Here is a 24346-nt window from a genome sequence, read left to right as displayed (position 1 = left end):
CCCGCCGACCTGCAGCCGGCAGCCGTGGCGCCGGAAGAGGTGCAGGTAGTCCTGGCTCTGCAGCAGCAGGTAGCTGAACTCGGTGTAGGACATGCCGTCGGTGGCGAGGCGGCGTTTGACCGTCTCCCGGCCGAGCATCACGTTGATCGAGAAGTGCTTGCCGATGTCCCGCAGGAACTCGAGCACGGACTGCGGCCCGGTCCACTCCAGGTTGTTGACGATCAGTGCGCCGGTAGGTGAGTCGTCGAACTCGACGAACCGCTCGAGCTGTCCACGGATGCGTTCGGCCCAGCCTGTGACCGTCTCGGCGCTGTTGAGGGACCGTTCGCCGACTTCTCGCGGATCTCCGATCATGCCGGTGGCACCGCCGGCGAGGACGATCGGCCGGGCTCCGGCCTGCTGGAAACGCCGCAATGTCAGCAGCGGCACGAGGTTTCCGGCGTGCAGGCTCGGGGCCGTGGGGTCGAAGCCCGCATAGAGCGTGAGCACTCCCTCGGCGAGGTCACGCCGCAAGGCGTCCAGGTCGGTGCTCTGCGCGATCAGGCCGCGCCACTCCAGCTCGTCGAGGATGTCCATACCCACGACACCGATCCTCCCCCACGGCGGCCAGGGGTTTTCAGGTGCCCAGGTGCGCGGCGAACTCGGCGGGCAGTTGGTCGAGCAGCGCGGGCAGGCTCAGCACACTGCTGAACGACAACGCGACGCCCTGCTCCTCGGTGAGGCCGACCACACGGCCCTCCCGGCCGACCCGCAGCGCGGGGTAGCCGGGCTGCTGGTCGAGGCCGGAGTTCTCGGTGCCGGGGATGGTGATCCATCCCACGAGGTCGTTCTGGTCGAGCAGGCCGAGCTGCTCGGTGCTGATCTCTGCGTAGAACCTCTCCCCCGCGAGCTGGTCGAACTGCGCGGGCACCGTGAAGCCGAGCGAGCTCAGGAAGCGTCCGCGGTTGTCCTTCGAGTTCCAGACGAAGTAGCTGCCCGTGCCGGTGGAGCCGGCTGCAGCGAGCGCCGCCTGCTTGCCGGCGAACTGCGGGTACTGCGCGCGCACCGCCACGAACCGCGCGTCGAGATCCGTCACCAACTGCTCGGCCTCGCCGGCGCGTCCGAGGGCTCTGCCGATCAGCCGCGTCGCGTCCTGCCAGGGGGCCTGATAGGCGGAGAACCCGACGGGCTGGGTGATCGTCGGGGCGATCCGGGAGAAGACGTCGTACTGCTCCTGGTCGAGCCCGGCCGACACGGCCACGATCAGGTCCGGCCGGAGGGCGGCGATCTTCTCCGGATCGATATCTCCGGCGAGCACCTCCGGCTGCTGACCCTGCAGCCGATCGGCAGCCCACGGCCAGGTCGCCGAGGGCCTGTTGCCGGTGAACTCACGAATCGCGACGGGGATCACTCCGAGCGCGAGGATCGCGTCCTGGTCGCTGAAGCCGAGCGAGACGACGCGCTGCGGCGCAGCAGGCACCACGGTGGCGCCGAGGGCGTGCTCGATCGTCACCGGGAACGCCGCATTCCCCGTCGACGACGGTTGCGCGGTGTCGGCGCTCGGTCCCCCGCCTGCGCACGCGGTGAGCAGGACGGCTGCGAGGAGGGGCGCGAGCGTGCGCCAGGCCCGAAGACGCAAAACGGTCACGCGAAGAGAGGTTAGCCTAAGCTACTTCCCCCGCTTGAGTTGTCCCACAGGTGCGCCGCGACCGGGGCGGTAGGGGCTCACGCCCGGCGATCCGTGCAACCAGAACCGCCACGGAAGATCGTGGGCGGCCGCCACCCCGACACGGGGCCCGGAGCGGACGAGCGCCGGGTCGACGGGCGGTGCCGCCAGCAGCCGCACGCGCGACCCCGCATCGGTGACGTCCACACCGTTGTCCTCCCGCCCGAGCCCCAGCAAGGACGCGAGCCGGGCCGGGCCGCGCGCCAGGTCGGCCGCGCGCCGCGCGGTGGGGCGGCGGGCATGCGCGGTGGCCAGATCCGACACCACGTCGCCGCCGCGCAACAGCACCGCACCCGCCTCCCCGTCACGGAGACAGGTGATGTTGGCGCAGAAATACATCCCGTAGATGAAATAGACGTACAGGTGCCCGGCCGGCCCGAACATCACGCCGTTGCGTGGGGTGCGGCCCCGGAAGCTGTGCGAGGCCGCGTCGTCGGCGCCGCGATAGGCCTCCACCTCCACGAGCCGCACGGCGACCGTGCCTTCCGGGGTGTCGGCCTCGACCGTGCACCCGAGCAACCGCACGGCCGCGCGGAGGACGTCGTCCGCGAGTTCTTCGCGGTCCAGCAACGTCACGATGCCGTCGACGCTCCCCGCTGAGCCAGCGCGAGGCGGACGCAGGCGGTGACCCCGTACATGGCGCGCTCCACCTCGGCCAGCTCCGGGAACGTCGGGGCGAGCCGGATCGTGCGGTCCTCAGGGTCGACGCCGTAGGGATGTGTGGCACCGGCCGGGGTGAGCGCGATCCCCGCCTCGCCCGCCAGCCGCACGATCTCGGCCGCCGTGCCGTCCGGCACGATCAGCGTCACGAAGTAGCCGCCGGCAGGCCGCGACCAGCGCACGCCGGGCACCGACCCGAGACGCTCGGTCAGGATGCGGTCCACGGCGGCGAACTTCGGGGCGATCAGCTCGCGATGCCGGCGCATGTGTTGCCGCAGGCCGTCGGCGTCCCGCAGGAACATCACGTGCCGCAGGTGGTTGGTCTTGTCCGGCCCGATCGTGCGCTTGCCGGTGAGCGCCAGCCACCACGAGACGTTGGCAGGCGACGCCCCGAGGAAGGCGACGCCCGCTCCGGCGAACGTGATCTTGGACGTGGATCCGAACACGAAGGGGCGGTCGGCGTGACCCGCCTCCGCCGCCAGCGTCAGCACGTCGGCGATCTCCACCTCCTCGTCCGTGAGGTGGTGCACCGTGTAGGCGTTGTCCCAGAAGATCCGGAAGTCCGGGGCGGCCGCCGGCATCGAGGCGAGCCTGCGCGCCGTGTCGTCGGAATAGACGGCGCCGTCGGGGTTGGAGTACTTCGGCACGCACCAGATGCCCTTGACCGACGGGTCGGTGGCCACGAGCTCCTCGACCACGTCCATGTCGGGGCCGTCCGGCGTCATCGGCACCGGCACCAGCTCGACACCCAGGCGTTCGCAGAGTGCGAAGTGGCGGTCGTAGCCGGGGATCGGGGCGAGGAACCGCACCAGCTTCTCGTCGGCCCAGCGGCGCTCGGCGCCCGGGAGCGGGCTGAGCAGCGCGTGCACGACGGTGTCGTGCATGAGCTCGAGGCTCGAGTTGCCGAACGCGATCAGCTGCTCGACCGGCACCTTCAGGAACGGCGAGAACAGCTCGCGGAGTTCCCGGAGCCCCTGCAGGCCCTGGTAGTTGCGCGTGTCGATGCCGTCGGCGGATCGGAACCGCTCGCCAGGAAGGCTCAGCATGGGGTTGGCGAGATCGAGCTGGGCGCTCGACGGCTTTCCGCGGGTGAGATCGAGCGACAGGCCCTGGGCGCGGAACTCGTCGTACGCGGCACGGGCCGCGTCGAGGTCGAGCAGCGGCGACTCCAGGTCGGCTGGCGAGGTCATGCTGGTCCTCCGGTCTCGGCGCCCCGCGCGGGGGCACTCGTCGCGACTGCCGCCAGGGCTTCCCGGGCGGCCGCCGCGGCGGCACGCACCTCGTCGAGCTGCTCGGTGACGCGCTCCCCTGCCGTCCCACCACGGGCGTTGCGGGAGGCTATCGAGCCCGCGACCGTGAGCACCTGCCGGACCTCCGGGGTGAGCGCCGGATGCACGGCAGCCAGCTCCGCGTCGGTCAGGTCGGCGAGTCCGACGCCCCGGCCCTCCGCGGCCCGGACGCATGCGCCTGCCGCCTCGTGCGCGGTCCGGAACGGGACGCCGGCCCGCACGAGCCACTCGGCCACATCGGTGGCGAGGGTGAACCCCGCCGGGGCCAGCTCGGCGAGCCGATCGGTGTGGAAGGTCAGGGTGGCGACCATCCCGGCGACCGCGGGGAGCAACAGCTCCAGCTGCTCGACCGAGTCGAACAGCGGCTCCTTGTCCTCCTGCAGGTCACGGTTGTAGGCGAGCGGCATCGCCTTCAGCGTGGCGAGAAGCCCGGACAGGTTGCCGATCAACCGGCCCGCCTTGCCCCGGGCCAGCTCCGCGACGTCGGGGTTCTTCTTCTGCGGCATGATCGAGCTGCCGGTGGAGAAGGCGTCGTCGAGGGTGACGTAGGAGAACTCCGCGGTGGCCCAGATGATCACCTCCTCGGCGATCCGGGAGAGATCCACCGCGATCATCGCGAGCACGAATGCAGCCTCGGCGGCGAAGTCGCGCGACGCCGTGCCGTCGATGGAGTTCGCGCTGGAGGAGTCGAAGCCCAGCTCCGCGGCCACGGCCTCCGGATCGAGCCCGAGCGACGAACCGGCCAGCGCCCCCGATCCGTACGGCGACACCGCGGCACGACGGTCCCAGTCCCGCAGCCGGTCGACGTCACGCAGCAGCGCATGGGCGTGGGCGGCGAGATGGTGGGCGAGCAGAACGGGCTGCGCGTGCTGAAGGTGCGTACGCCCGGGCATCGGGGCGTCCGGGTGCGCGTCCGCCTGTGCGACCAGCGCGTCCACGACGTCCAGCACGCCCGCGCCCACCCGCCGGGCCGCGTCGCGCAGCCACATCCGGAAGAGCGTGGCGACCTGGTCGTTGCGGGAGCGGCCGGCACGCAGCTTGCCTCCCAGCTCGGGACCGGCCCGATCGATGAGGCCACGTTCCAGGGCCGAGTGCACGTCCTCGTCGTCGGGCGCGGGTCCGAACGCGCCCGACTCCACGTCGGCCTCCAGCTTCGCCAGAGCGTCCAGCATGCCGGCCAGCTCGTCCTCGGTGAGCAGGCCGGCGCGGCGCAGGACGCGGGCGTGCGCCATCGAGCCACGCAGGTCGTAGGGCGCGAGGCGCCAGTCGAACTGCGTGGACTTCGAGAGCGCGGCCAGCGCGTCGGCCGGGCCGGAGGCGAACCGGCCACCCCACAGCTGGGAGCCCGTCATCAGTCGTTACCCGCTTCCAGAGCAGCGGCGTCGAGGGACGTTCCGGAGTCGCGCTCACCGGACTCGTCGATCGCCGCGATCCGGTCGAAGCCGCCCGCGGGTAGCTCGCCGAAGAGCGTGCCGTGCTCGACGAGCACCGTCCCCTGCTCGTGCGGCTGCGCGGCGTACGCCTCCAGCTTGGCGCGGGAGTCGGCGATGTCGAGGTTGCGCATGGTGAGCTGGCCGATCCGGTCGGTCGGCCCGAAGGCGGCGTTCTCGACCCGCTCCATGGACAGCCGGTCGGGGTGGTAGGAGAAGCCGGGCCCCTCGGTGTCGAGGATCGTGTAGTCGTCGCCGCGGCGCAGGCGCAGCGTGACGGTGCCGGTCACGAGCGAGGCGACCCAGCGCTGGACCGACTCGCGCACCATCAGAGCCTGCGGGTCCAGCCAGCGTCCCTCGTAGAGCAGCCGACCGAGCTTGCGGCCCTCGTTGTGGTAGTTGGCAACCGTGTCCTCGTTGTGGATCGCGTTGAGCAGCCGCTCGTACGCGGCGAAGAGCAGCGCCATCCCGGGCGCCTCGTAGATGCCGCGCGACTTCGCCTCGATGATCCGGTTCTCGATCTGGTCGGACATGCCCAGGCCGTGGCGTCCGCCGATGGCATTGGCCTCGAGGACGAGGGCGACCTTGTCGTCGTACCGCGTGCCGTTGATCGCCACCGGATACCCGGCCTCGAAGGTGACTGCGACGTCCTCGGTCTCGATCCGGGTCGCCGCATCCCAGAACCGAACCCCCATGATCGGCTCGATCGTCTCCAGGGACACGTCGAGGTTCTCCAGCGTCTTGGCCTCGTGCGTCGCACCCCAGATGTTGGCGTCGGTGGAGTACGCCTTCTCGGCCGCATCGCGGTAGGGCAGCCCGTGGGCGGTGAGCCACCTGCTCATCTCGTGGCGTCCGCCCAGCTCATGGACGAAGTCGGCGTCGAGCCACGGCTTGTAGATGCGCAGCTCGGGATTGGCCAGCAGGCCGTAGCGGTAGAACCGCTCGATGTCGTTGCCCTTGAAGGTCGAGCCGTCGCCCCAGACGTTCACGTCGTCGGCCTGCATCGCCCGCACCAGCAACGTCCCGGTGACGGCGCGGCCCAGCGGCGTGGTGTTGAAGTACGTCCGGCCCCCGGACCGGATGTGGAAGGCGCCGCACGCCAGCGCGGCCAGGCCCTCCTCGACCAGCTGCGGCCTGATGTCGAGCACGCGGGCGATCTCCGCGCCGTACTGCTTGGCGCGCGCGGGCACGCCGGACATGTCCTGCTCGTCGTACTGACCGAGGTCAGCGGTGTAGGTGCACGGGATCCCGCCCTTGTCGCGCATCCAGGCGACCGCCACGGAGGTGTCGAGGCCCCCGGAGAAGGCGATGCCGATGCGCTCGCCCTTGGGAAGGGAGGTCAGGACCTTGCTCACGAGTTGGTTGCTCCTTGTCGATTCGCCAGGGGTCAGAGTTCGCGCAGGCGCGCGACGAGTTGGGCGCCGGTGAGGGGCTCGCGGGCGACCACCAGCAGGGTGTCGTCCCCGGCGATCGTGCCGACGACGTCGTGCAGGGCGGCCCGGTCCAGGGCACTGGCCAGATAGTGCGCTCCCCCCGGCGGGGTGCGCAGCACGGCGAGGTTCCCGCTCGCGTCCGCGGAGACCAGCAGGTCCCCCAGCAACCGGGCCAGCCGGGCGGTACCACCCTCGATACCGCGAACCGGGCTGCCGTCGTCCGGGATCACGTAGACAGGCGTGCCGCCGTCGGCTCCCCGGAGCTTCACGGCGCCCAGCTCGTCGAGGTCGCGCGACAGCGTGGCCTGCGTAGTGCCGATGCCCTCGGCTTCCAGCAGCGCCAATAGCTCGGGCTGGCTGTGCACCGCCTGCTGCGTGATCAGTTCGACGATCCGGGCCTGGCGCCCGGCCCGGGTCCGGCCGGGCCCCGGTGCGGGCACGCCCGACGTCACGGCGTCGTCGCCCACCGCTGTCATCGGCTCGCTCCTGTCGTCCCTGTCATCGTCCCGCCTCGGTCATCGCTTGCCGGTGTTCAGCTCAGCGCCGCATCAGCCATGTGAGCAGCGCTTTCTGCGCGTGCAGCCGGTTCTCCGCCTCGTCCCACACCACGCTCGCGGGACCGTCGATCACCTCGTCGGTGATCTCGTCGCCGCGGTGGGCAGGCAGGCAGTGCATCACGATCGCGCCGGGCGCGGCGCGGCGCACGAGCGCGGCGTTCACCTGGAGCGCGCGGAACGGTGCCGCACGGTCCAGGCCGTCGTCCTCCTGCCCCATCGACACCCAGGTGTCCGTCACGATCACGTCCGCGCCGTCGACGGCCTTGTCGACGTCGGTGATCACCTCCACCCCACCACCAGTGGCGGCCGCGCGGTTCGCCGCGTCGCCCAGCACTCCCGCGTCCGGCTGGAAGCCCTCCGGCGCACACACCCGCACGTGCAGCCCGGCGGTGGTGCCGCCGAGCAGCAACGAATGGGACATGTTGTTGGCGCCGTCGCCGAGGTAGGTCATGGTCAGCCCGGCGAGCCGGCCGAAGTGTTCCCGGATCGTCTGCAGGTCGGCGAGCACCTGGCACGGGTGGAACTGGTCGGTCAGCGCGTTGACCACCGGCACGGTCGCGGCGGCCGCCATCTCCTCGATCCGTGACTGGTCGCCCGTGCGCCAGACGATCGCGTCGACGTAGCGGGAGAGCATCCGGGCGGTGTCGCCGATCGTCTCACCGCGCCCCATCTGGCTGGACCGGGCGTCGACGATCAGCGGATGCCCGCCCAGCTGCGCCACCCCGGCCTCGAACGACAGCCGGGTGCGGGTCGACGGCTTGTCGAACAGCACGGCGACAGGGCGCGGACCGGCGAGCGGCCGGTGCGCGTACCGGTCGGCCTTCATCGCGTCGGCGAGGTCCAGCACCTCCCGCTGCTCGTCGGGGGTGAGGTCGTCGTCGCGGAGAAAGTGCCTAACCATGACCGGCGTCCAGGAACGACGGGAGCGCGGAGAGGAACTCCCCGGCCTGCTCCTCGGTGATGATCAGCGGCGGGACCAGCCTGATCCGGTCGGGAACCGCGTTGTTGACCAGGAAGCCGGCGTCGCGCGCAGCGGCGGCGACGGCGGCCGACACGGGCGCGGTGAGACCGATGCCGATGAGCAGGCCCGCCCCGCTCACCTCGCGCACCAGCGGGTGGCGCAGCTCCTCGATGCCCGTGGCGATGCCCTTGCCGACCAGAGTGACGTGCTCCAGCAGCCCGTCGGCGGCGATGGTGCGTAGCACGGCCAGTGCGGCGGCGCAGCACACCGGGTTGCCGCCGAACGTCGTGCCGTGCTGCCCGGGCTCGAGCAACGACGCCGCCGCCCCGATCCCGATGCACGCCCCGATCGGAAGCCCTCCACCGAGGCCCTTCGCCAAGGTCACGACGTCCGGGACGATGCCCTCGTGCTGGTGGGCGAACCAGGCGCCGGTGCGGCCGATTCCGGTCTGCACCTCGTCGACGACGAGCAGGGCGCCGCGTGCGGCGGTGATCTCCCGCGCGGCCTTGAGGTAACCCTCCGGCGGGGTGATCGCGCCCGCCTCGCCCATGATCGGCTCGAGGACCACGGCCGCGGTGTCGGGACCGACTGCCGCGTCCAGCGCGGCGACGTCCCCGTAGGGCACGTGCGAGACCCCGGGCGGCATCGGCTCGAACGGCGCGCGCTTGGCCGGCTGACCGGTGAGGGCCAGCGCGCCCATCGTGCGGCCGTGGAAGGCGTTCTCGGCCGCCACCAGATTCGGCCTTCCGGTGCGCCGGGCGATCTTGAACGCCGCCTCGACCGCCTCTGTGCCGGAGTTGCAGAAGAGCACGCGCGCGTCGGGCTGCTCGAGAAGCTCCTTGAGCTTCTCCGCGAGCTCCAGGCCGGGTTCGGTGATGTACAGGTTCGACGTGTGGCCGAGCGTGGACAGCTGCCCGGTGACGGCCTCGACCACGGCCGGGTGCGCGTGCCCGAGGGAGTTGACGGCGATGCCGCCCACGAGGTCGAGGTAGCGGCGGCCGTCGGCGTCCCAGACCTCGGCGCCCGCGCCGCGCACGAGCGCGACCGGCGGCACGCCGTAGTTGTTCATCAGGGACGCCTGCCAGCGGCCTGCGAAGTCGTTCTTCGTCACGTTGCCCTCGTTCACGGGATCACCATCGTTCCCACTCCCTCACTGGTGAACACCTCGAGCAGCACCGAATGCGGCACCCGCCCGTCGATCACGTGCGCTCGCCCGACCCCGCCACGCACGGCACGCAGGCAAGCCTCCATCTTCGGTGCCATCCCACTCTCGAGTTCCGGGAGCAGCGGCTCCAGCTCATCGGCCGTGAGCGCGCTGATCACGGACTCCGGGTCCGGGTAGTTCGCATACAGGCCCTCGACGTCGGTGAGCACCACGAGCTTCGCTGCACCGAGAGCGGACGCGAGCGCGGCGGCCGCGCTGTCGGCGTTGATGTTGTACACGGTGCCGTTCTCGTCGGGTGCGACACCCGCCACCACCGGGATCCGGCCCGCCTCGACGATGTCGAGCACCGCGTCGGGGTTGACCTCCACGACGTCGCCGACGAGGCCGATGTCGACCGGCTCCCCACCGACGAGCGCGGTGCGCCGCTCCGCCCGGAAGAGCCCGGCGTCCTCCCCCGACAGGCCCACGGCATAGGGGCCGTGCTGGTTGATCAGCCCGACGAGCTCCCGGCCGACCTGCCCGACCAGCACCATCCGGACGACGTCGATCGTCTCCGGAGTGGTGACGCGCAGGCCACCGCGGAACTCGGCCTGCATGCCCAGGCGGCCCAGCATCGCGGTGATCTGCGGCCCGCCGCCGTGCACCACGACCGGATGGATGCCGGCGAGCCGCAGGAACATCATGTCCTGCGCGAACGCCTGCTTGAGGTCCTCGTCGATCATGGCGTTGCCGCCGTACTTCACCACCACGATCTGGTCGTGGAAACGCTGCAGCCACGGCAGCGCCTCGGCCAGCACACCGGCCTTCTCGGTCGCCCGTTTCAGACGCATGGCCATGGACCCCTCCCCGTCGCCCGCGGCGTCGGGGGCCGGGGACGCTTCGTCAGGTGGGGTAGGCACTGTTCTCCTCCACGTAGCCGTGCGACAGGTCCGTGGTGCGGATCTCCGCGGTGCCCGTGCCGATCCCCAGCTCGATCTCGACGAGGACGTCCTGGCCGGACAGATCGGCGTCCGTGCGGCCGCCCGCCGCGACACCGCCCTTGCACAGCAGCGCATCGTTGATCGTGACGTCCAGCCGGTCCGGGTCGACCTCCGCGTCGGAGTAGCCGACGGCAGCCGCGATCCGGCCCCAGTTGGCGTCCGAGCCGAAGATCGCGGTCTTCACCAGGCTGTCCCGGGCCACCGTCCGCGCGATCGTGACGGCGTCGTCCTCGTCGGCTGCGCCCGTGACCCGCACCGTGATCCGCTTGGTGACGCCCTCCGCGTCGGCCTGCATCTGGCGCGCGAGGTCGTGGCAGACCGCGGTCAGCGCGGCCGTGAACTCGTCGGCCGCCGGGGTGACCCCCGAGGCGCCGGAGGCGAGCAGCAGCACCGTGTCGTTGGTGGACATCGAGCCGTCGGCGTCCAGGCGGTCGAAGCTGACGCGCACGGCGGCGCGCAGCGCGGAGTCGAGCGCGGCGGGCTCGAGCACCGCGTCGGTGGTCAGGACGCTCAGCATCGTGGCCATCGACGGCGCGATCATTCCGGCACCCTTGGTGGTGCCGCCGATGCTCCAACCTGCCTGGTCGTTGTGCACCGCCTGCTTCGCGACGGTGTCGGTGGTCATGATCGCGGTGGCAGCGGCCAGCCCGGCCGCGGCGCTGTCGGCAAGCCCCGCGGCGGCTTTCTCCACACCGGCCAGGACGAGGTCGCGCGGCAACTGCCGGCCGATCAGGCCGGTGGAGCACACCGCCACCTCGATGGCGCCGCAGCCGAGCAGCTCGGCGGCCTTCTCCGCGGTGGCGTGCGCGGTCTGGAAACCCTCCGGGCCGGTGCACGCGTTGGCGCCACCGGAGTTGAGCACCACCGCGCGCAGCTGTCCGGTGGTGAGCACCTGCTGCGACCACAGCACCGGCGCGGCCTTGACCTTGTTCCGCGTGAACACCCCGGCCGCGTCGAACCGCGGCCCGTCGTTGACCACGAGCGCGAGGTCGGAGGCCCCGCTGGTCTTGAGACCGGCGGTCACGCCTGCCGCGCGAAACCCCTTCGGGGCGACGACACCCTGGCTCACGGAGCCACCCCCGTGAGCGGCAGCCCCATGGTCTCGGGAAGCCCGAGGGCCAGGTTCATGGACTGCACGGCGCCACCGGCCGTGCCCTTCGTGAGATTGTCGATCGCGGCGACGGCGACGAGCCGCTGCGCGTCGGGATCCACGGTCACCTGCACCTGCGCGGTGTTCGCCCCCAGCGTGGCCGCCGTGGTGGGCCAGCTGCCCTCGGGAAGCAGCGCGATGAACGGCTCGTCCGCGTAGGCCTTCTCGTACGCCTCCCGGATGCCGGCTCCGTCACCGGTCAGTGCCGCGGTGCACGTGGCCAGGATGCCGCGCGGCAGCGGGGCGAGCACCGGCGTGAAGCTCACCGTGACGGGAACGCCGGCGGCGCCGGACAGGTTCTGCACCATCTCCGGCGTGTGCCGGTGCGCACCACCCACCTTGTACGCCGAGAGGGAGCCCATCACCTCGGCACCGTGCAGGTGCGGCTTCGGCGACTTCCCGGCACCGGACGTGCCGGAAACGGCGGTGACCACCACGTCGGGCGCCACGAGGCCGGCAGCCAGCGCCGGGAAGAGGGCGAGGGTGGCCACCGTGGGGTAGCAGCCCGGCACGGCAACGCGGCGGGTGCCACGGAGCGCGTCGCGTGCGCCGGGGAGCTCGGGGAGCCCGTAAGGCCAGCTCCCGGCGTGCTCACCCCCGTACCAGCGGGCCCAGGCCGCCGAGTCGGAGAGCCGGTGGTCGGCACCACAGTCGATGACGAGCGTGTCGTCGCCGAGCTGCGCGGCCACCTCGGCCGAGCGCCCGTGCGGGAGCGCGAGGAACACGACGTCGTGGCCCGCGAGGGTCTCCGGCGACGTCTCCTCCAGCACTCGGTCCGCCAGTGGCAGCAGGTGCGGCTGGTGCACGCCGAGTGGCGTGCCTGCGCTCTCCCCTGCCGTCAACGTGCCGATCTCGACCTCCGGGTGCGCGAGGAGGAGCCTGAGCAGCTCCCCTCCCGCGTACCCGCTCGCACCTGCCACCGCGATCCGCTTCACGTGAATGACTATGCACGAGAGCGCAAGTCAATGCAATCGAGTTCGGATCACGGTGACGATCAACGGCGGTGACGATCAACGGCGGTGACGATCACCCCATCGTCTTCTGCCCGTCCAGGGACTCCCTGATGATGTCGGCGTGCCCGGCGTGCTGGGTGGTCTCCCCGATGATGTGCAGGAACACCTGCCGGAAGGACCAGCGCTTGCCCTTCTCGAACCAGGGCGCCTCGGGGAGCGGGTGGGAGACGCCGAGGTCCGGCAGGGTGCGCACCAGCTCATCGGTGCGGCGCGCCACCTCCTCGTACTCGGCGAGCACGCCGGCGAGGGTCTCGTCGGGGAGCAGCTGGAACTTCGCCGACCACGAGTCGATCACTTCCTGCGTCGGCTCCTCGCCGTCCCAGCCACCGGCCATGGCGGAGGGGCCTTCGAGGATGAAGTCCGCCCACCCGCGCTCGACCTCGGCGACATGCTTCACCAAGCCACCGAGGCACAGCGCGCTGGCCGTGGTGCGCTGCCGCGCTTGGTCGTCGGTGAGTCCCTGCACCGTGTAGCGGAGGAACTGGCGACGCGTCGCCAGGGCCTCCAGCAGGTCGGTGCGCTCGTCGATGGTCGTTTCCGTGCTGGTCATCGGTGTCGTCCTTCGGTCTCGGGGGTCCGTCGAGAAGTACGTTACGGAGCCTTCGTGCCACTTTCTGACCTCAATTGCCCGAGAATCTCCACCATGGCCAACACGAGTTCGCGGACGCTGCGGCTGCTCTCGCTCCTGCAGACCCACCGGTACTGGCCGGGCACCGAGCTGGCGGAGCGGCTCGGCGTCTCCGTGCGGACGCTGCGCCGCGACATCGACCGGCTGCGCGAGCTGGGCTACCCCGTCGAGGCGAACCGTGGGGTCGACGGTGGTTACCAGCTGGCCGCGGGCGCCGCGCTGCCCCCGCTGGTGCTCGACGACGAAGAGGCCGTAGCCCTCGCCGTCGGTCTGCAGGCCGCCGCGCAGGGCGGCGTCGCGGGCATCGCCGAGTCGTCCGTGCGCGCCCTGGCCAAGGTGGTCCAGGTGATGCCGCCCCGGCTGCGCCGGCGGATGGAGGCCCTGCGGGCCATGACCGTGCCCGCCGGATGGAACGGCACAGGTCCCAGCGTCGATCCCGGCGTGCTCACCGTGCTCGCCCAGGCCTGTCGCGACACCGAACGGCTCGAGTTCGGCTACACCGCGGCAGGCGGCGAACGGACCGATCGCCACGTGGAGCCCCTGCGGCTCGTCCCACTGGGCCAGCGCTGGTACCTCGTCGCCTACGACCTCACCCGGCACGACTGGCGCAGCTTCCGTCTCGATCGCCTCGACCGGCCGCGCAACACGGGGGCCCGGTTCCGGCCGCGCGAGCTCCCCGCCGAGGACGCCGCGGCGTTCGTGCGGGCGGGCCTCGGCAACCTGCCAACCTTCCATGCCGTCGAGGTGCTGGTCGCCGCACCGGCGACGGTGGTTCGGCAGCACCTCGGCAGGTGGGCCGATGTCGAGGAGGCCGGCGACGGCCGGTGCCTGCTGCGGATGCGGGCCGACTCTCTGGACTGGCCGGCGATGGCGCTGGGATCGCTGGGCGCCGACTTCACCGTGCTGTCGCCGCCCGAGCTGCTCGACCACGTTCGCGGCTGGGCGCGGACGTTCGGCCGCGCCACCGGAGCGAGCGATCGTGACTGACGGCCGAACCCGTAGCGTCACGGGCGTGCTGCCGATCGTCGAGCGCGCCCGCACCGGCCTCGCCGAGCTGGCCGATCCGGTCGCCGCACCGCAGATGCAGCGCTACATGAAGTCGGAGATGCCGTTCCGGGGAGTGCCCAAACCCGCGCGGATCCAGCTGGTGCGCACGCTGGTGGCCGAGCACCCGCTCCCGGACACGGCAGCGTTGCGTACGGCAGCCGAGGAGCTGTGGACCGGCGCGCGCTTCCGCGAGGAGCGCTATCTCGCGCTCGCCCTCGTCGACCACAGCCGCTACCGGCGCTGGCCGGACCCCTCGTGGGTGCCGCTGCTGCGGGACTGGATCGTGACGGGCGCGTGGTGGGACTTCACCGACGACATCACGAGCAGGCGGATCGGGCCGCTGTTGCGAGCCCACGCGGCGCAGCTCACGCCGGTGCTGCGCGCGTGGGCCACCGACGAGGACAGGTGGCTGCGCCGCACGGCGGTGATCAGCCAGCTCGGCTCGGGCGCGGCCACCGACCTCGACCTCCTGCGCTACGCCATCGAGGCCAACCTCGGCGATCCCGACTTCTTCCTGCGCAAAGGCATCGGGTGGGCGCTGCGCCAACACGCCCGCGTCGACCCGGCCTGGGTACGCGAGTTCGTCGCCGACCACCCCGAACTCTCGCCGCTCTCCCGCCGGGAAGCGCTCAAGCATCTCGGGGAATGACGAACCACGCACCGGAGTTGGTGGCGGCGTGGAGATCGGAGTGCACACCTTCGCCGATGTCAGCCTCGACCCCAGCGGCGTCGGGCCGGCGCAGCGGGTACGCGAGGTGGTCGAGGAGATCGCGCTGGCCGACGAGGTCGGCCTGGAGATCTTCGGCGTCGGCGAGCACCACCGCCGCGACTACGCCGCGTCCGCTCCGGCGATGATCCTTGCGGCCGGCGCCGAACGCAGCTCCCGGATCCGGCTGACCAGCGCCGTCACCGTGCTGAGCTCCGACGACCCGGTGCGGGTGTTCCAGCAGTTCTCGACGCTGGACCTGCTCTCGGCAGGCCGCGCCGAGATCATGGCCGGGCGTGGGTCGTTCACCGAGTCCTTCCCCCTCTTCGGCTACGACCTCGCCGACTACGACGAGCTGTTCGCCGAGAAGCTCGACCTCCTGCTGGCCGTCCGTGACGCGGAACGGGTCACCTGGTCGGGACGGCTGCGCGCGCCACTGCACGACCAGCCCGTGTACCCGCGGCCGGTGCAGGACCCGCTGCCGATCTGGGTGGCCGTCGGCGGCAACCCGCACTCGGTCGTGCGGGCCGGGGCGCTCGGGCTGCCGCTGGCGCTCGCGATCATCGGTGGTGAGCCGGAGCGGTTCGTGCCGCTCGCGCAGCTGTACCGGGAGGCCCTGACGCGCAGCGGCCACGGGCCGCTGCCGATCAGCCTCAACCTCCACGGCTTCGTCGCCGAGACATCGCAGGCGGCCGGGGACATCTACTACCCGGCGCACTCGGAGGTCATGAACAGGATCGGGCGCGAGCGCGGCTGGGGACCGACCAACCGCGCCGCGTTCGACGCCCAGGTCGCGCTGCGCGGGGCGTACGTCGTGGGCTCGCCCGAGCAGGTGGCCGAGAAGATCCTCTTCCAGCACGAGCTGTTCGGGCACCAGCGAACGGCGATCCAGGTCGCGATCGGCAGCGTCCCGCACCGGGAGGTGCTGCGGGCCATCGAGCTGCTGGGCACCGAGGTGGCGCCGCGGGTTCGTGCGGAGGTGGCCCGCCGCGAGGCAGTGGTGGCCCCGGCCACGGGCTGACGCGACCCCGACCCGGGCCGACACCGCACAATTCGCGTACACAAGCCGTCCGCGAGTCGCCCGTTTCCCGCCCGCGAGTCGCACCCTTTCCACTCGGTCAGGCAGGTGGGCTGCGGGTGCGCGGACACCACGCCGGGAAAGTGAGATTGATCGCCTGGGATCTATCGAACCAATCGCACGTGTGGGACGTGCGGAAGTCCGAGAGCCTCGCCGGGGCTTCGCCAGGAGGAAGTCGTGACAGCAGAGGAAGCGATGACGGCGTCGGAACCACAGTCGGACGTCGTCAGCGAGTCGGTTCACGTCGAGCTGCCAGCGGCTGCGGCCGCACTGGCTCCCCACCTGAGCGCACGCGCACCCGAGGCGTCCGCCGTCGGCACGCTGCCTGCCGACGTCGTCGAACTGCTCGAGGCGGCCGGTATGTTTCGGCTCGGGCTCCCGCTCGGCCTCGGCGGCTTCGAGGCCGATCCCGCGACCCTGGTCCGGACGGCCGAGACCCTCGCCCACGCTGACGGTTCCGCGGCGTGGGCGGCCATGACCGGGAACAGCTCGATGTTCTTCGCCTGGCTGGATCAGAGCGTCGCGGCCCGCCTGCTCGACGGGAGGCCCGGGCAGCCGGTCTCGTCGTCGTTCGCCCCGACCGGGCAGGCTGTCGAGGAGGACGGCGGATATCGGGTCTCCGGTCGATGGTCCTTCGTGAGCGGTGCCCCGCACGCAACAATGATCTCGGTGGGCGTCGTCGTCGTGGGCCCGGACGGGGTGCCGCGGACCTTGGGCGAGCGCCCGATGATGCGCTGGGCGGTGCTCCCGGCCACGGAGCTGCGAGTTCTGCCGACGTGGAACGATGCGGCAGGCCTGCGCGGCTCCGGCAGCCACGACGTGCTCGCCGAGGGCGTGTTCGTGCCGGCCGAACGGACGCTGATGCCGTTTTACGAGCCACCGCGGGCCGGCGGAGCCCTGTACCGCGTGCCATTCTTCACCGCTGTCCGTTCGCTGCTCGTCGGCATTCCCCTCGGGGTGGCGCGACGCGCGCTCGACGAGCTGACCGAGCTCTGCCGGCACAAGACCCGCGAGATGGCGCCGCTGGTCCAGGACCAGGACGTACAGGTCCGACTGGCCGAGGCGGAGGCAGCACTGCGGGCCGGCCGCAGCTTCCTGCTCGACGTCACCGAGCGGACGTGGTCCGCAGTGCAATCGGGAGTTGAGGTGCCGCTGCCGCTGCGCACGGAGTACGCCTTGGCTGCACAGTTCGCGACGCGCAGTGCGGTACAGGCGGTCAATCTGGCGTTCGAGACAGCCGGGGTTTCCTCTGCACTCGCAGGTGACGTCATCCAGCGCTGCTGGCGCGACGTCAATGTCGCCGGCCAGCACATCGCGTTCTCGCGGGGCCGGTGGCGAGGTGCCGGACAGGCACTGCTCGGACTGGAGATCGATCCGTTCCATCTCTGACCGTTTGCGGTCATACCGTGGCCGGTAGGTCACGACTACCGGAGCAAGCGTCTCGAGGCCGTCGGCGGCGGAAAGCTCCGAACCGCCCCGTGACAGCGATCCGTCCGGCTACTGTCGCCCCTCGTGCTGCGCGCGTGGCTCGGACCGGCTGTTGTCGTACTCGCCCTTGTAGCCACTGGCTGCACCGTCTCCGTCCCGGGCAATGGGGCGCCCACGGCCCCGGCAGCAGCGGCACCACAGCGGGCCAACTCGCCCGAGCCCACCACCCCCGCCGCGCCTCGCGGTCCGCGCAGCAGCCTGGACGTCGATCCGCTCCCGGACGAATGCCTGCTCAACGCCGCCGAGTTCGGCGAGCTGGTGGGTTCCACGGTGCGGCCGCCGGTGCAGGGTTCGGTCCAGCGCGAGGACGGATCCCGCAGCGCCGCCTGCGTCGCCATCGACGGCACGGAGCCCATCGCCATGATCAACATTTACACCGTGCGCTCGGGCACCCCTGCCGACTACGTACGCGCCGGGCCGGGAGGGCGCCGCGATCTGCAGGACGTCGGCGACGCCGCCGCGGTGATCGACACCGCCACCGGGCCCACGATGCAACTGGCCAGCCCCCGCTACCTGGTGACGATCCTCGTAGCCGGTCGCGCGCCCTCCGACGACGCCTGGCGCAGCGCGGCCGCGGCCGCGCTCTCCCGCCTGCCGGCCTGACGCGGAGTCAGCGCAGGGTCGCCATGTGCCGCTCGGCGGCCACGGCCACGGCGGAGTCGCGAGCGGCGTTGGCCTCCTCGCTCGTCAGCGTGCGGTCGGCGGCGCGGAATCGGAGGGTGAACGCCAGCGAGCGGCGGCCCGCCCCCACCTGCTCGCCCGTGTAGACGTCGAAGAGCCGGACGTCCTCGAGCAGCTCGCCACCCCCGTCGATGAGCGCCTCGGCCAGCTCGGCGGCGGGCACGGACGCGTCGGCCACGAGCGCGACGTCCACCGCGATCGGCGGGTACGGCGACACCTGCGGCGCGGGGCGCCGGTCGTCCAGCGGCAGGAGGTCGAGGTCGAGCTCCATGGCGCAGGTGCGCTCCGGCAGCCCGAGAGCCTCCACAACCTTGGGGTGCAGCTCCCCCGCGTGCCCGACGATCCAGTCGCCCACCCGCAGAGCGGCGCACCGGCCGGGGTGGAACGGAGGGAGCGACGCCGCCGTGACACGCAGCTCCACGCCTGCGGCCTGCCCGACCAGACGTCCGGCCTCCACGGCGTCGGCCCAATTCGCGGCCCGGCCCTCGCCCCACCAGCCGCGCGCCTCGCGGTCGCCGGCCAGCACCACCCCGACGTGCACGGGCTGCGCCGGCAGGGCGGCCTCGATCTGCGCGAGCTCCGCGTCGGACGGGCGGGCGTCGACACCCGGATCGGGCATCGGCACGGGCTTCGCGTGCGGCAGGACGACCTGGCCGATGTGGTAGAGCGCGAGGTCGGTGGCGCCGCGGGAGCGGTTGCGGATCAGCGCGTCGAGCAAGCCCGGGAGCAGTGTGCCGGCGAGCTCGGCACGCTCGGCGTCGAGCGGGTTGAGCACGTGCACGGTGCGGCGACGGACGTCGTCGGCGGCGAGACCGAACGCGTCCCAGACGGCCGGGTCGACGAACGGGAACGGCAGCACCTCGACGTAGCCGTCCTCGGCCAGCGCACGCGAGACGACACGACGGCGCAGCTGGGCCGGGGTCAGGCCGCGCCCGGGCGGGGCGGCGGGCAGCACCGACGGGATGACGTCGAGCCCTTCGAGCCGCAGCACCTCCTCCACGAGGTCGGCGGGCTGGACGAGGTCGGGTCGCCAGGACGGCGGCAGGGCCACCACGTGCCCGCGGCCGTCGTCGCCCGTGACGAGCTCGACGCTGCAGCCGATCTGCGTGAGCCTGCGCACGGTGGCGCCGGGCGGGTAGGCGATGCCGGCGACGTGGTCGGGCAGCTCCAGCGGCATCTCGACGGGGACGGGCCGCGGTGCGGCCCCGGCGTCGGTGCGGCCGGGGACGATCGTGCCACCGCCGTGCTCGACGAGCAGCTGCGCGGCGCGTTCGGCAGCCACGGGCGGCAGCAGCGGGTCGACCACCCGCTCGAAGCGGCGGGACGCCTCGCTGGGCAGCTTGTGGCGGCGCGCGGCCCGCGCGATCACCGCGGGGTCGAAGTGCGCGGCCTCGATCAGCACATCGATCCGGCCGTTCTCGTTCGGGCCGGCGATCTCGGTGGACGCCCCGCCCATCACACCGGCCAGCCCGATCGGGCCGGAGTCGTCGGTGATCAGGAGGTCGTCGGGGTTCAGAGTGCGCTCGACGTCGTCGAGAGTGCGCAGCTTCTCCCCCGCCCGGGCGCGCCGCACGACGATCGGGCCGGTGACCCGGGCGGCGTCGTAGGCGTGCAGCGGTTGCCCCAGTTCGAGCATCACGTAGTTGGTGACGTCGACGATCAGCGAGATGGGCCGCATCCCCGCGGCCAGCAGGCGCCGCTGCATCCACCACGGCGCAGCTGCGGTGGGGTCGACACCGTCCACCCGGCTGGCGACGAACCGCGGGCACGCCGAGTCGGCGAGCACGACCGGCCAGGCCTCACCCTGGGCCGGGGGGACCTCGACCCGGGCAGCCGGGTCGGTGTAGCCGACGTCCAGCGAGCAGGCGAGCTCGCGGCCCAGCCCGCGCACGGAGAAGCAGTAGCCGCGGTCGGGCGTGATGTTCAGCTCGATCACGTCGTCCGGGTCGTCGGGCGAGAGACCCAGCAGGGGGCGAGCGTCGTCGCCGGGCGCCGCGGTGCCCTCCGGGAGCACCAGGATGCCGGCGTGATCGGCGCCGATGCCCAGCTCGCGTGCCGAGGAGATCATGCCGTCGGAGACGTGCCCGTAGGTCTTGCGGGCCGAGATCTCGAAGCCTCCGGGGAGCACGGTCCCCGGCAGCGCGACGACCACCAGGTCGCCGACCGCGAAGTTGCTCGCGCCGCAGATGATCCCCCGCGGCTCGGGCTCCCCCACGTCGACCTGGCACCACCGGATCGGCTTCTTCAGCCCGGTGAGCACCTCGAACTCCAGCACGCGGCCGACGACGACCGGACCGGTGAGGTCGGGTGCCCGGTGGATGTCCTCGATCTCGAGGCCGACACGGACGAACGCCTCGGCGGTGTCATCTGCCGGTGGGACGTTGCCGGCGCCGAGCAGCTCGGCGAGCCAGGACTGGGAAACGCGCACGGGGTTGCTCCTGGGGGATCAGATGCCGGACTCAGACGCCGAACGCGCGGCTGAACCGGACGTCGCCCTCGACCATGTCGCGCATGTCGGGGATGCCGTTGCGGAACTGCAGCGTGCGCTCCAGGCCCATGCCGAACGCGAAGCCGGAGTAGACGTCGGGGTCGACGCCGCAGGCGCGCAGCACGTTGGGGTTGACCATGCCGCAGCCGCCCCACTCCACCCAGCCTGCCCCGCCCTTCTTCTCCGGGAACCACACGTCCACCTCGGCGGACGGCTCGGTGAACGGGAAGAACGACGGGCGCAGCCGAGTGCGCGACGTGGCGCCGAACATCGCGCGGGCGAAGGCGTCGAGGGTGCCCTTGAGGTGCGCCATCGTGATGCCCTTGTCGACGGCAAGGCCCTCCACCTGGTGGAACACCGGGGTGTGGGTGGAGTCGAGCGCGTCCGTGCGGAAGGTACGACCCGGGCAGACGACGAAGACGGGCAGCTCACGCTGCAGCAGCGCCCGGACCTGCACCGGCGAGGTGTGGGTGCGCAGGACCATGCCGGAGCTCTCGGAGTCGTCCCCGGCTGTCGATCCGGCGAGGTAGAAGGTGTCCTGCATGGTGCGCGCAGGGTGGTCCTTGCCGAAGTTCAGCGCGTCGAAGTTCAGCCACGACGACTCGACCTCGGGCCCCTCCGCGACCTCCCAGCCCATCGCGACGAAGACGTCCGCGATCTGCTCGGAGATCTGCGTGAGCGGGTGGCGCGCGCCGCGCGGGATGCGGTCCCACTGCAGCGTGACGTCGACGGTCTCCTCGGCGAGCACGCGCGCGTCGCGCTCGGCGACCAGCGTCTCCCGGCGGGCGTCGAACGCCTCCTGCGCCCGCTGACGGGCGGCGTTCACGCGCTTGCCGGCCTCGGCCCGCTCCGGCCCGGGCAGCGAGCCGAGCTCGCGGCGAGCCAGCAGCAGCGGGGCGCGGTCGCCCAGGTGGGCCGGCTTGACGGCGGCGAGCGCGGCCAGGTCGGAGGCCCCCGCGAAAGCCTGGACCGCCGCGTCGACGGCGGCGTCCAGCGAATCCGGGTCAAGCGGGCTCATCACGTCCGTGCTCTCACTCATGGTGGCTCGATCCTAAGGTCCGGTCGGGGACGGCTCGCCGACGGCCGCCGCCGACGGGCTTCGACGACGTCGCGCCGCCACGCTCGCGTACAGACACACCGCCGCGGCCGTGGCGAGGTTCAGGCTCTCGGCCCGGCCGTGGATCGGCACCCGGACGCGGTGGTCGGCCCGCTCCGCAACGGTGGCCGGGACACCGTGTGCCTCGCCACCGAATATCCAGGCGACGGGCCCCGCGAGCACGGCGTCGGCGGCAGGGTCGTGCAGGTCGAGCTCGCCGTGGCCGTCGGCCACGAGCAGCGTGAGCCCGGCCGCGCGGCAGGCGTCCAGCACGGCGTCGGCGTCGCGGTCGCGAGCCAGGGGCAGGTGGAACACGCTGCCGGTGGAGGCCCGGACGGCCTTGCCGTTGTGCGGGTCGACCGTCTCGCCCGCGAGCAGCACGGCACCGGCGCCCGCCGCGTCGGCCACCCGGATGACGGTGCCCGCGTTGCCGGGATCGGCGATATCGGCGCACACCGCGACCAGCTCGGGCCCGTTCGACAGCGCGGTGGCAAGCGGAACGTCGAGCAGGTCGCACACGGCCACCAGCCCTTGCGGGGTGACGGTGTCGGACAGCGACTCGGCGACGGGTTCGGGGACCGGGCTGAGGCGGGCTCCGGCGGCCTGCGCCGCCGAGACCAGCTCGGGGTGACGGGCTGCGGCCGCGTCGGTGACGAACAGCTCGTGCACCCGGCCCGATCCTGCGCCCGACCACTCCAGCGCCTCGCGGACGGCCTGTGCGCCTTCCACGAGAAACCGCCCGGCCCGATCGCGTCCCGCGCGGCGGAGCAGCTTGCGTGCTGCGACGACGCGCGGCGTGCGCTGCGTCAACGCGATCTCCGCTGACGCTCGGATCGGTGTACCGGGCGGTTCGGTCACGGCCGTGCCGGACGGACGGCTCAGGCCGCGGTCCCGTCCTGCGAGCCGCTCTGGGCCGGCACGTTGGCCTTGGCCAGCTCGACGAGGGCGGTGAAGGCGGCCGGGTCGCTGATGGCGAGCTCCGAGAGGATCTTGCGGTCCACCTCGACGCCGGCGGCCTTGAGGCCCTGGATGAAGCGGTTGTAGGTCATGCCGTTGGCGCGGGCGGCCGCGTTGATACGGGTGATCCACAGCTGCCGGAAGTCGCCCTTCTTGGCGCGACGGTCGCGGTAGGCGTAGTTCAGCGAGTGGAGCATCTGCTCCTTCGCCTTGCGGTACAGCCGCGAGCGCTGTCCGCGGTAGCCGCTGGCCAGCTCCAGGGTGGTGCGGCGCTTCTTCTGAGCGTTGACCGCGCGCTTCACGCGTGCCATGGGGGTGTCCTTACGTCTTGGTCAGGCGGGGAAGGGGGGCGTGCGCCCGCGTCAGCGGCCGAGCAGCTTCTTGACGCGCTTGACGTCGGCCTTGTTCACGGGCACGACGCGAGAGAGGTCACGCGTCTCCTTGCTCGACTTGACCTCGAGGCGGTGCCGCAGGCCGGTCTGCTGGCGCAGGATCTTGCCCCGGGCAGTCACCTTGACCCGCTTGGACATCCCACTGTGCGTCTTGTTCTTGGGCATGACAGTTCCGTTCACCGGTGACGCCCCGGGGGCGAGGCGTCAGTTTGGTCGTGCTGGCGTTGCTGCCGTCAGGCCTGCTGCGCGTCCGCCTGGGCGACGGGGCGCGGGCGGGATGCCGGCTTCTTGTTCGGAGCGATCACCATCGTCATGTTGCGGCCGTCCTGCTTGGGGGCAGCCTCGACCGTGCCCAGCTCCGCCACGTCCTCGGCGAGGCGCTGCAGCAGCCGGAACCCCAGCTCGGGGCGGGACTGCTCGCGTCCGCGGAACATGATGGTGACCTTCACCTTGTTGCCACCCTCGAGGAAGCGCACGACGTTGCGCTTCTTGGTCTCGTAGTCGTGGGTGTCGATCTTCGGCCGGAGCTTCTGCTCCTTGATCGTGGTGAGCTGCTGGTTACGGCGGGACTCCCGGGCCTTCTGCGCGCTCTCGTACTTGAACTTGCCGTAGTCCATGAGCTTGCAGACCGGCGGGCGGGCCTGAGCCGCGACCTCGACAAGGTCGAGCTCTGCCTCCTGCGCGAGCCGCAGGGCGTCCTCGATACGCACGATGCCGACCTGTTCGCCGTTGGGTCCGACCAAGCGGACCTCGGGAACTCGGATGCGGTCGTTGATGCGCGTCTCTGTGCTGATGGGGTCTCCTCGTATCGACGTCGTGGGGCGCGACGGAGCGGAGACCTGAACCCGACGATCACACCCGACGAGCCTGTGGCTCATCGACGGACCGGACCCGGACGCCTGAGGCGGCGGGTGGGAGCGGGGCTCCACTTGATCGCCCTGACGCCTTGTGCAACGCGCGACAGGGTGGTCGCATTCCGCAGGATAGCAGCCCGCGGCCACGCTCCGTGCCCGCACCCGGTAACGGTTGAGGAGCGCGGGCGGTGAAACCCCTGCGGGGCCGCCGGCGCGACGTCGAGACGAGTGGCGCGCGGACCGATACCGATCGCAGGGCGTGCGCCGCAAGACGACGACAGCCCGGTTCGTGCGAACAAAACGCTGCAGGGCCGAGAGCCGGCGCTCGATCAGGGCCGCGCGACCAGGCGGCTCACTCCCGCCGGAATCGGATCGTTCAGGCGTGCCCGGTCATGCACCATTGGCGCCGCGGGTCGTCACCGCGCCGATGATGGCCACGGCGGAACAATGCACGCAGGCCACTGACGAAGCGCGGCGAAGAGTCCGCTTCGCTCGCTCTGCGCGCACCCGTCCCGGCGTCGCCCGGGGTACGGGTCGTTGACGTCGAGTTGCCCTGCACCCCCTTAGCGTGCCGAACGATCGATGCAG

The 24346-nt window shown here is 71.9% G+C and carries 24 protein-coding genes (1 of these 24 cut by a window edge); 5 read left to right on the top strand and 19 right to left on the bottom strand.

Annotation, left to right across the window (positions count from 1 at the left end; translation table 11 throughout):
- The 13 genes from tyrS to ACQPZQ_RS14260 all read right to left on the bottom strand — a co-directional run.
- On the bottom strand, positions 1–582 hold the 5' portion of the coding sequence (gene tyrS / locus ACQPZQ_RS14320; RefSeq protein WP_433295832.1) for a tyrosine--tRNA ligase. It extends 696 nt beyond the left edge of the window; 582 of the gene's 1278 nt are visible here — the first part of the coding sequence; its start codon is at positions 580–582; the stop codon falls past the left edge of the window.
- A 34-nt stretch (positions 583–616) separates the two neighbouring features.
- A complete protein-coding gene (locus tag ACQPZQ_RS14315) occupies positions 617–1627 on the bottom strand; it encodes an iron-siderophore ABC transporter substrate-binding protein (RefSeq protein WP_433295830.1) in 1011 nt (336 codons plus the stop codon).
- A 21-nt stretch (positions 1628–1648) separates the two neighbouring features.
- On the bottom strand, positions 1649–2272 hold the full coding sequence (locus ACQPZQ_RS14310; protein ID WP_433299192.1) for a DNA-3-methyladenine glycosylase: 624 nt from the start codon (positions 2270–2272) through the stop codon (positions 1649–1651).
- A gap of 5 nt (positions 2273–2277) precedes the next feature.
- Positions 2278–3555 carry an aminotransferase class I/II-fold pyridoxal phosphate-dependent enzyme gene (locus ACQPZQ_RS14305; RefSeq protein WP_433295828.1) on the bottom strand — a complete coding sequence of 426 codons (1278 nt, stop codon included), beginning with the start codon at positions 3553–3555 and terminating at the stop codon, positions 2278–2280.
- Positions 3552–5006 carry an argininosuccinate lyase gene (argH, locus tag ACQPZQ_RS14300; protein WP_433295826.1) on the bottom strand — a complete coding sequence of 485 codons (1455 nt, stop codon included), beginning with the start codon at positions 5004–5006 and terminating at the stop codon, positions 3552–3554. The genes ACQPZQ_RS14305 and argH overlap by 4 nt, the downstream gene beginning before the upstream one ends.
- A complete protein-coding gene (gene argG / locus ACQPZQ_RS14295) occupies positions 5006–6439 on the bottom strand; it encodes an argininosuccinate synthase (RefSeq protein ID WP_433295824.1) in 1434 nt (477 codons plus the stop codon). Before argG ends, argH begins: the two co-directional genes overlap by 1 nt.
- Before the next feature lie 32 nt (positions 6440–6471).
- On the bottom strand, positions 6472–6993 hold the full coding sequence (locus ACQPZQ_RS14290) for an arginine repressor (RefSeq protein WP_433295822.1): 522 nt from the start codon (positions 6991–6993) through the stop codon (positions 6472–6474).
- Positions 6994–7054: 61 nt separating this feature from the next.
- Entirely contained in the window at positions 7055–7975 is a 921-nt protein-coding gene (gene argF, locus ACQPZQ_RS14285; RefSeq protein ID WP_433295820.1) for an ornithine carbamoyltransferase, read from the bottom strand.
- Positions 7968–9104: an acetylornithine transaminase gene (locus ACQPZQ_RS14280; RefSeq protein ID WP_433299190.1), complete on the bottom strand. Its 1137-nt coding sequence runs from the start codon at positions 9102–9104 to the stop codon at positions 7968–7970. The genes argF and ACQPZQ_RS14280 overlap by 8 nt, the downstream gene beginning before the upstream one ends.
- Positions 9105–9157: 53 nt before the next feature.
- Positions 9158–10036: an acetylglutamate kinase gene (argB, locus tag ACQPZQ_RS14275; protein ID WP_433295818.1), complete on the bottom strand. Its 879-nt coding sequence runs from the start codon at positions 10034–10036 to the stop codon at positions 9158–9160.
- A 46-nt stretch (positions 10037–10082) separates the two neighbouring features.
- Complete coding sequence (argJ, locus tag ACQPZQ_RS14270) at positions 10083–11249, bottom strand: bifunctional glutamate N-acetyltransferase/amino-acid acetyltransferase ArgJ (protein WP_433295816.1); 1167 nt, start codon at positions 11247–11249, stop codon at positions 10083–10085.
- The gene (gene argC / locus ACQPZQ_RS14265) at positions 11246–12265 is read right to left on the bottom strand and encodes an N-acetyl-gamma-glutamyl-phosphate reductase (RefSeq protein ID WP_433295814.1); all 1020 of its coding nucleotides are present in this window, start codon (positions 12263–12265) and stop codon (positions 11246–11248) included. Before argC ends, argJ begins: the two co-directional genes overlap by 4 nt.
- A 91-nt stretch (positions 12266–12356) precedes the next feature.
- On the bottom strand, positions 12357–12893 hold the full coding sequence (locus ACQPZQ_RS14260; RefSeq protein ID WP_433295812.1) for a DinB family protein: 537 nt from the start codon (positions 12891–12893) through the stop codon (positions 12357–12359).
- 93 nt (positions 12894–12986) lie between these two features.
- On the opposite strand from ACQPZQ_RS14260, the gene ACQPZQ_RS14255 reads away from it, so the two are divergent.
- The 5 genes from ACQPZQ_RS14255 (at position 12987) to ACQPZQ_RS14235 (ending at position 17893) form a co-directional block, all read left to right on the top strand.
- The gene (locus ACQPZQ_RS14255) at positions 12987–13958 is read left to right on the top strand and encodes a helix-turn-helix transcriptional regulator (protein ID WP_433295810.1); all 972 of its coding nucleotides are present in this window, start codon (positions 12987–12989) and stop codon (positions 13956–13958) included.
- A 25-nt stretch (positions 13959–13983) separates the two neighbouring features.
- Positions 13984–14667, top strand: a complete 684-nt coding sequence (locus ACQPZQ_RS14250) for a DNA alkylation repair protein (RefSeq protein ID WP_433295808.1) — start codon at positions 13984–13986, stop codon at positions 14665–14667.
- Between the two features lie 28 nt (positions 14668–14695).
- Positions 14696–15745: an LLM class flavin-dependent oxidoreductase gene (locus ACQPZQ_RS14245; RefSeq protein WP_433295806.1), complete on the top strand. Its 1050-nt coding sequence runs from the start codon at positions 14696–14698 to the stop codon at positions 15743–15745.
- A gap of 234 nt (positions 15746–15979) precedes the next feature.
- Positions 15980–17191, top strand: a complete 1212-nt coding sequence (locus tag ACQPZQ_RS14240; RefSeq protein WP_433295804.1) for an acyl-CoA dehydrogenase family protein — start codon at positions 15980–15982, stop codon at positions 17189–17191.
- Between the two features lie 123 nt (positions 17192–17314).
- Entirely contained in the window at positions 17315–17893 is a 579-nt protein-coding gene (locus ACQPZQ_RS14235) for a hypothetical protein (RefSeq protein ID WP_433295802.1), read from the top strand.
- Positions 17894–17900: 7 nt separating this feature from the next.
- Here ACQPZQ_RS14235 and pheT read toward each other — a convergent pair whose 3' ends face one another.
- From pheT to infC, 6 genes are all read right to left on the bottom strand, one after another.
- On the bottom strand, positions 17901–20399 hold the full coding sequence (gene pheT, locus ACQPZQ_RS14230; protein WP_433295800.1) for a phenylalanine--tRNA ligase subunit beta: 2499 nt from the start codon (positions 20397–20399) through the stop codon (positions 17901–17903).
- 31 nt (positions 20400–20430) lie between these two features.
- A complete protein-coding gene (gene pheS, locus ACQPZQ_RS14225) occupies positions 20431–21498 on the bottom strand; it encodes a phenylalanine--tRNA ligase subunit alpha (RefSeq protein WP_433295798.1) in 1068 nt (355 codons plus the stop codon).
- A gap of 12 nt (positions 21499–21510) precedes the next feature.
- Complete coding sequence (locus ACQPZQ_RS14220) at positions 21511–22365, bottom strand: TrmH family RNA methyltransferase (RefSeq protein ID WP_433295796.1); 855 nt, start codon at positions 22363–22365, stop codon at positions 21511–21513.
- A 68-nt stretch (positions 22366–22433) separates the two neighbouring features.
- On the bottom strand, positions 22434–22823 hold the full coding sequence (rplT, locus tag ACQPZQ_RS14215; RefSeq protein WP_433295794.1) for a 50S ribosomal protein L20: 390 nt from the start codon (positions 22821–22823) through the stop codon (positions 22434–22436).
- Positions 22824–22874: 51 nt separating this feature from the next.
- Positions 22875–23069 (bottom strand): 50S ribosomal protein L35, encoded by a 195-nt coding sequence (rpmI, locus tag ACQPZQ_RS14210; RefSeq protein WP_344725473.1) that lies wholly within the window; start codon positions 23067–23069, stop codon positions 22875–22877.
- Between the two features lie 68 nt (positions 23070–23137).
- Positions 23138–23782, bottom strand: a complete 645-nt coding sequence (gene infC / locus ACQPZQ_RS14205) for a translation initiation factor IF-3 (protein WP_433295792.1) — start codon at positions 23780–23782, stop codon at positions 23138–23140.
- Positions 23783–24346: the final 564 nt, after the last annotated feature.

This window comes from Pseudonocardia sp. CA-142604 (genome assembly GCF_050948475.1).
In the GTDB taxonomy this organism is placed as follows: Bacteria; Actinomycetota; Actinomycetes; order Mycobacteriales; family Pseudonocardiaceae; genus Pseudonocardia; species Pseudonocardia alaniniphila.
Note: the sequence above shows the minus strand (reverse complement) of the source record. Positions and strands in the feature narration are given on the sequence as shown.